This window comes from Azospirillum isscasi, assembly GCF_030849505.1.
Taxonomy (GTDB): Bacteria; Pseudomonadota; Alphaproteobacteria; order Azospirillales; family Azospirillaceae; genus Azospirillum; species Azospirillum isscasi.
Map to the genome: position 1 here is coordinate 1 of NZ_JAUJFI010000304.1, position 2,694 is coordinate 2,694.

Consider the following 2,694-nt stretch of genomic DNA (forward strand, 5'->3'; position numbering starts at 1 on the left):
TTGGCGACGGCGGCGGGGCTGTCCGGGTCGGGGCGCAGGTAGCCGTCGCGCTTGCCGTGCGCGGGGAACAGCGGCGCTCCACCGCTCCGGAAAGACGCAGGCAAGGGCCGGGCAGCTCCGGAGGCCGGACGGGGCGGGGCGGAGCGTCGTCCGGCGCCAGCCACGCCGCCACCCGCGCGAAGGCCGCGCAGTCCATGGCGGCGTGCTGGACGCTGGTCATCAACCGCGCGTAATCGGGAAAGGGCGCCGCCTCCACCGCCGCCCCCAGCGCGCGGAACCGCTCCGCCAGGACGGCGCCGCGCCCCTCCGGACGGTCGAGGATCAGCACGCGCCGCGCCGGGGCCTCCGTCATGCGGGTGAGGTCGAGCGCCCGCAGCGCCTCCGCCGTTTCCGGCGTCAGACGGAAGCCGGCGCTGTCGATCCCCTCCGGCCCCACCGCCGGCGGTGCGTCCGGAGGCCGTTCCGCCAGCAGCGCCACGGCCCGCAACTCCTGCACGAAGGCCCGGCCCGAGGGGAAGGGGGCCAGCAGGACCAGCGCGTCCGCCCCCACCTCCCGCGCCGCCGTTGCCGCCAGCAGCCCGCCCAGCCGCAGCCCCACCAGCGCCACCTCCTCCACCCCCGTGACGGCGCGCAAATGCGCCGCCGCGGCGCGGATACCGCCGATCCAGGCGTCCAGGCGGCCCGGCTCCTCCTCCCCGCCCGCGGAATCGCCGGTTCCGGGATAGTCGAAGCGCAGCACCGGCAGCCCCGCCACCGCCAGGGTTTCGGCAAAGCGGAGCCAGGCCCGGTGGGTCGCCGGGGCCTCCCCGCCGTAGGGCGCGCAGAGCACTACGCCGCGCCGCCCCGCCGCGGGGTGCAGCCAGCCGAAGCAGCCCTCGAACAGGGTGGGAGTCATGCGGCCCCCCGGTAGCGCGCCGGGTCCAGCCCGTTCAACGCATGGACCTCGCCATCGGGCGGACCCGCGGAGGGATGGCGGGGGACCAGCCGGACCCGGCGCTCCTCACCCGGCGGCAGATGGAACCACTCCTCCTCCGCGCGGAACCCGTCGTCCTCGATATGGACGGAGCGGGCGAGGCGCCGGCTGGACAGAACCAGAGTCCAACCCTCCCCTGTCCGCTCCACGCGGACGCCCAGGCCGACATCCGCACGCTCCATCCGCCCCCCCTCGGGAAACTGGAACGCCTCGGCCAGCGGCGCGCCGGTCTCCGGATGGACCAGCACCGCCACCACCGCGTCATGGGCGGGCGGGCCGAAGCGGTAGGCGCCGGTCAGGTCGAAGAACCGGTCGAGCAACCCCGCCGCCGCAAGCGCCTGCGCGCTGCGCGGCGGCAGGGTGACCGCCCGCTCCACCCGCAGCACCGGCACCTCGCCCTGCCGCAGGGCGGTCAGGGTCAGGACCGCCTCCACCGGCGCGGCGGTCTCGTTCAGCAGATGCAGCGCCAGCCCGTTCACCCCCTCGTCGGTCAGCAGCACCTGCACGGGCCGGAAGGCGCGGCGCAGCGCGTGCCACGCCGCCTTCGGCACGCCCGCGGAATCGACCACGCCCCAGCCCGCCCCGGGCCACAGGTCCTGGAACATCCAGACCAGCCCGCCCGCGCAGGGGGAACCGGCCCGCCGCCAGTCCGCGAAAACCGCCTCCATCACCTCCCCCGTCACGGCGCGCGACAACTTTAAATAACGGTCCGGGTCCTCGTACCGCAGAAGCATGGGATCGCAGCCGTACAGACGCCGCAAGTAATGGTCCCGCACATCCTCGAAGTCCCACGGGGCACCGGGATCGCGCGGCACCCGCGCCTTCCAGCGCGGGTCGTGCACCGCCGGCACGCCGGGCAGCGTCCCGGCCTCCGGCGCGTTGGCGAAGGCGAGGCATTCGGAGGCGAAGCGCACCCCCGCCCGGCGCGCATCCTCCAGCGGGCGCAGATAGGCGCCGACGCCATAGTAATGAGTCACGCCCGCGTCGGCGGCGAAGGGCAGCGGCCCGCCGGTCGGGGAGTTGGCGAGGTAAGGCACGTCGGGCCGCCGCCGCGCCGCCTCGTCCCGCAGAACGGTGTCGAACAGCGGCTGGCTCCAGCGGTCGCGCGGCAGGCCGAGCATGGCTGCCTGCTGCTCCGCCTCGCTGCCGCCGCACAGCACGGCGAGCGACGGCGACGCCTGCACCCGGTCGAGGATCTGCGCCGCCTCCCGCCGCGCTCCGTCGAGAAACGGCTCGTCGGCGGGATGATCGAAGTTGGCGAACATGAAGTCCTGCCAGACGAGGATCCCCATCTCGTCGCACAGGTCGAAGAAGGCGTCGGATTCATACACGGCGATGCCCGGCACCCGCAGCATGGTCATGCCGGCCTGCCGGGCCAGTTCCAGCCAGGGGGCGTAGGCGTCCCGCGTTCCCGGCAGGCTCACGATGTCCGGGCTGCTCCAGCAGGCGCCGCGGCAGAAGATGCGCTCCCCGTTGACGCGCAGGGCAAAGCCGTCGCCGGGCTCGCGCTCGATGCGGCGGAAGCCGGTGCGGCCCAGCTCGATGCGCGCGTCGCCGACCGCCGCGCGCACGGCGTGGAGCGCCGGCCTGCCGTGGCTGTGCGGCCACCAGGGCTCGACCTCCGGCAAACGGATTTCGCCGCGCACGTCCTCCGGCCCGGCCCAGCGGAGCGGGACCCGCGCCTCCCCCACCTCCAGCCAGCCGGGCGCGTGGGCCGAGCC

General features: G+C 75.2%; 2 protein-coding genes. Both read right to left on the reverse strand.

The window, feature by feature from the left end; genetic code table 11:
- A partial coding sequence (locus tag QSG27_RS28420) for a serine aminopeptidase domain-containing protein (protein WP_306712148.1) occupies positions 1 to 895 on the reverse strand: 895 nt, incomplete at its 3' end.
- On the reverse strand, positions 892 to 2,694 hold a 1,803-nt coding region (locus QSG27_RS28425; RefSeq protein WP_306712149.1), incomplete at its 5' end, for a glycoside hydrolase family 2 protein. The genes QSG27_RS28420 and QSG27_RS28425, both read right to left, overlap by 4 nt.